Annotated in this window: 4 protein-coding genes; all 4 read left to right on the forward strand. The window is 65.2% G+C overall.

Going from position 1 to position 4,303, the window contains the following annotated elements:
• A partial coding sequence (locus JWP83_RS07645; RefSeq protein ID WP_297728049.1) for a HAMP domain-containing sensor histidine kinase occupies positions 1-1,173 on the forward strand: 1,173 nt, incomplete at its 5' end.
• Positions 1,174-1,555: 382 nt separating this feature from the next.
• Positions 1,556-1,957 (forward strand): oxidoreductase, encoded by a 402-nt coding sequence (locus JWP83_RS07650; RefSeq protein WP_297728051.1) that lies wholly within the window; start codon positions 1,556-1,558, stop codon positions 1,955-1,957.
• Positions 1,958-2,554: 597 nt separating this feature from the next.
• Positions 2,555-2,839 (forward strand): hypothetical protein, encoded by a 285-nt coding sequence (locus JWP83_RS07655; RefSeq protein WP_297728054.1) that lies wholly within the window; start codon positions 2,555-2,557, stop codon positions 2,837-2,839.
• A gap of 1,033 nt (positions 2,840-3,872) precedes the next feature.
• Positions 3,873-4,303 (forward strand): SDR family NAD(P)-dependent oxidoreductase (locus JWP83_RS07660; RefSeq protein ID WP_297728057.1); only part of this gene is annotated, 431 nt, incomplete at its 3' end.

The following is a 4,303-nucleotide window of genomic DNA, read 5'->3' on the forward strand; positions in this document are numbered from 1 at the left end:
GAACTCGAACATACGGCCGACATCGCCGCCTTAGACGCTGCCGCCGACCTTGTCAACTCCCGTCGTCCTGGAGGGCTGCTCACCCCTGCCGATGGCACCAGCCTCGCCCTCTACGGCTCTGATGGTCGGCTCATCGGCGGGCAGGGACCCGGCAACGCTGACCCGATCGTACGGCAAACACTGGCAGACAACACCATTCACCACCAATCCCGGCTAGGCACGATGATCGCTGCCGTGCCGGTCCCCGATCAGGGTGGCGGAAACTATGCTGTTCGCGCCAGCACCGCCACCAGCGAGGTCTACCCGAAAATCGCGCTGACCTGGCTGGGAATGCTTGCTCTCGAACTGGTCATCCTCACTCTGACTTGGCAGCTCGCCCGATGGCAGGCGCGCCGGCTTGCCCGCCCTGTCGAAACGCTCGCTGCGTCGGCGTCGCGGCTGGGTGACGGCGACTTCACCGTGCGTGCCCAATCCAGCGGAATCCCCGAAATCGACACTGCCGCAGCCGCTCTGAACAATGCCGCCGCGCGGATCGGCGACCTCGTCGACCGTGAGCGCGCCGTCACCGCCCACGCGTCGCACCAGTTGCGCACGCCGCTGGCGGGATTGCGCCTGTCCCTCGAAAGCGCCCTTCATACCCCTGGGACGGATTACCCGACGGCAACACGCGAGGCGGTCGCAGCGGCGGACCGCCTGGAGCGCACCATCGATGACCTTGTCATGCTTGCCCGCAATCACGACCGGCGCACTATTGAGCCGCCCGACATTTCGGCGTTGCTCAATGACATCGAAGCACTCTGGCATGGGCTCCTTGCCAAGAGCGGGCGCTCGCTGCAAGTCATCACCGACCTCCAACTTCGCCCGCCACGGTTTTCTACTGCCGCAATCCGCCAAATCCTTACGGTGCTTATGGATAACGCCGCACGGCACGGAGCCGGACGAGTCACCGTCCACGCCCGCGAAACCATCACGACTGTCGCAATAGACGTCTCGGATGAAGGCGTGGAAGGCAGCATCGACGGCGTGCTCAACCGCCCGCCCGGCGATGGGCATGGCATCGGGCTGCGCCTGGCTCGTAGCCTCGCCGAAGCCGAAGGTGGGCGATTGTTGCAAACGGGCCGTGCACCCACCACTTTCACTTTGTTCCTGCCTGAAGACGATGATGAGCGGTGAAGGCATCGCACTCGTACGCCCGCCTTCGGTTTACTTCGCTGGTCGACTCGCCCTGGGGACGCTGACCGCGAGGAGCGCCACCATTGCCGCTGGGGCGATCCATCAAACGGGCAGTGTCGTTCGGCTAGGCCGTACGTGGCGGCCAAAGCGACCACGACGCCTACTGCGACGGTCCGGTCGTCGCCGACGAAGAAGTCGTAGCAGACTCGGGCGAAGGCCGTTAGCCGGCCGTCACGCCGGATGCTTTGATCGGGCGCGCCGTCTCATCGAGCTTTCATCTTCGCTCGTGTCATCTCTTGCGATCGGGTTGTGCTAACTCAGTTTCGTGTCAGCTGCTTCTCAGCCGGGTGGCGGAGACTCGGGAGGTGCGGAAGGAAAAGTCGTGAGTTTGAAAGATCGGATCGGCGGGCTGTTTGGCGGCGATGACGAGGTAGGCGCGGGGCGACAACGCTTGAGTGCCGATCGCAAGCGGATACGGGCTGGCCGGGGCCGCTACCAGAGCATGCTCGACCGGGAGGCGACGCCCGCGGACCTTGACCAACTGCGCGAGTTCATCCGGACCCGGCGCGGGGTCGAACTCTACGTCGAGCCTGAGACGAGCGCGACCGACACCACCGCCGTCGCGGTGGCCTCCGACGGTGAATGGATTCGCCGCCGGGTGGGCTCGCCGTCGGTGGCGCGCAACCTCGCTACACGACTGGGCGTCCCGGTATACGACGCTGCCATCGTCGGCTATCCCCTGGCCATGCGGCGGTACCGCCGACCCGACAGCGGCACAACATGAACCGGCGGCCAACCCTAACCTTGTCCGCTGCGCAGGTGCTCCTGTAGCGGAGGCTATGCACTGTCTCATCTAGGGTCGGGCGCCTTGGCGCCGCTGCATCCGCGTATCGGCTAGAGCTTCGCGTCAGCGCTAGCCAGACCCAGATCGTCACGGTATTCCGGTCGTCGGCGTTGGTGCTCCGAGGCCTGCCGCATGAGGATTCATCGAGCGCACAAGGGGGCCGCCAGCTATCTGGCTCGCTTGCTGGAGGACGGACGTGCGAACGGCGCCGCAGCGCCGCCGCGGAGGGGGTTGGGGCGGTGATCAATTCAGCTTCCGGGACTATCGTCGCCGCCAGCAGAAGCTGAGGAGCCCTGTGACCGCAATCAACGGCGTACCGGCCCGTCGGTTCCGTGCTGGTATTGGCTGTGGTGGTGGTCGGATTGACGCCCATTTCACCGACGCCGCGAGTGGTTGTATGACCTGCGGAAGCAGCCCGCCGAGACGCCGGCGCGCCGCGGGCCGCGGGCCACGGGCCACGGGCCACGGGCCACGGGCCACGGGCGCACAGAATCTCCGACAGCGCGGTCAACAGGAGCGAGGACCACCAGGAAATGGATGAGAAGAACGTGGGGCGGGATTTTGCGTGAGCATGCCGAGTGCGGCAGCTGGATGATCTACTTCTCGGTGGCGATGCTGGTCGTGGCGATCGTCATCGCTGTGCGGCATATCCTCAAAGGCCGATCGGCGAAACGACGTGTGGCCGCCAACGTCGTGGTCGCCATCCTGGATGTGGCGGTGGGGATTTCGTCGATGGTCACCGTCTATCGCGTCGGTGACTCCGGCGCCCAATCCGTGTGGGGCGACCAGATCGCGAGGCTGAAGAAGGCGAACGGAGGCTAGCCTTGTTGTCTCCCCTCCCGCCAGTGTTTCAGCCACGTTGGTTCGCCGAACGCGCCCTATCTGAGCCGAGAATGTCACTTCCAGACACTTGCTGTCCATAGCCGACATTCTCGAATTTCCTGGTAGAACAGTATATGTCGAGGCTATGACGTTTGCTCACCCATGCGCTCGGGCAGGTTCGAATCCTGCGGGGGGCACCACTCTGACCACGTTTGAACTGGGCTTACGCCGCAACCCATTCGCACCAAGGATCCGCCCGAGGCCATCAATGTCGTGAGGATGTCACATCAACTGCACCCAAACACTGTCCGGCAGACCGCAGCGCCTCGTCCTGGGAATGCGCGTAGATGTGGGCCGTCGTCGCAGCGTCCGCATGCCCAAGCCATTTGGCGATGACGGCCAGTGGCACGTGCAACGCCTGCCGCATGAGTGGCGGGCGTCGTGCAGGCGGATCAGACGGACACCGGCAGCGTTGGCGAGCTTGCACCACATCCGCGTGAGCAAGTCGGGGGTATAGGGCTCCCCGCCTCATTGACCGCTATATACCCGCTGCCGACATGCGCTTCGCCAAGGCACGGCCTCTCGCCCGCACAGCGTGCTGAGGCGCGCCTGAGGACACTGATCATTCGACCCGTGCCGGGAGTTGTCGACGCCAGCGATATCGGGACGTGACGAAAGCAGTCGGGTGAATTGGCGATCTACCGGCTAGTTCAACCGCTCCAACTCGACCATCCGCTTACCTTCGGCCTGAGCAACATCGTTCCCGGGCTGTGATGTTGCATCAGGATGGAACACGGATACGGCATCGAACACCGGCGACTCGTGGCGCTTCTTGGCACCCGGCCGGCTGATCCGCCAGCGGTCGAGCCCAACGAGCGCTGAGGCGACCCCACTGGCCACTCCGCCCGGGCACGTCGAGTCGACGGAGGTGCGCCCGGCCACCGCCCCCGCAGTATCGTTATCTGAAATCACTAAACCAGGGTGCCCCGAGTTGCGAACGGGGACCAGCTCCGACCCCGCCACGGGAGTAGCAATGGATAAAGGTAAGTTCGCCAGCTTGTTCGACCTTCGCGGTCGCACCGCACTGGTGACCGGAGGCACCCGAGGGATCGGGCTGGCACTGGCCGAGGGGTTCGTGTGCGCCGGCGCCAATGTGGCGGTGGCCAGCCGTAAGGCCGACGCCTGCCGGGAAGCGGCCGAGCACCTGACCGGCATGGGCGGGCGCGCCATCGGCGTGGCCACCCACGTCGGGGATCTCGATTCGCTGACCAACCTCGTCGACGCGACCGTGACCGAGTTCGGCGGCCTGGACATTGTCGTCAACAACGCCGCGCTCGCGCTGGCCCAACCGCTCGGCGAGATGACGCCGATGGCATGGGACAAGTCCTTCGCCGTCAACCTGCGCGCACCGGTCTTCCTGGTCCAGGCTGCGCTGCCCCATCTGAACGAGAGCGAGCACGCGGC

The sequence above is a fragment of the Mycobacterium sp. genome, from assembly GCF_025965855.1.
In the GTDB taxonomy this organism is placed as follows: domain Bacteria; phylum Actinomycetota; class Actinomycetes; order Mycobacteriales; family Mycobacteriaceae; genus Mycobacterium.